Source organism: Mesorhizobium sp. (assembly GCF_004962925.1).
Taxonomy (GTDB): domain Bacteria; phylum Pseudomonadota; class Alphaproteobacteria; order Rhizobiales; family Rhizobiaceae; genus Mesorhizobium.
On sequence record NZ_SUEO01000053.1, the window covers coordinates 30,615 to 30,858 of the forward strand.

Sequence of the window (244 nt, forward strand, 5' to 3'; positions counted from 1 at the left end):
CGCACCAAAATCACCCGGTCCTGTCGCCGCGACAGCGCCATCAAAGTATCTGCCTGCAATTTCTGCCGCCTTGCGATCGGCGCGGGCGACAGCCGTGCCGCGGTGCGCGAGAACCGCGTTCGCCGCTCGCGCACGACGGCGAAGAACGCCGCTTGCGCGCGGGCGAGATCGCGGCCGGCAAGCGTGCGGGCCTCGTTCATGCGTCGCGACAGAGTGGCCGGCGTCAGCCGCTGCGCCTGAAGCC

Annotated in this window: 1 pseudogene; it reads right to left on the reverse strand. The window is 70.5% G+C overall.

Annotated features, from left to right (window positions below):
• Nucleotides 1-244: pseudogene (locus E5W87_RS13415) on the reverse strand (exodeoxyribonuclease VII large subunit); the annotation flags it as partial.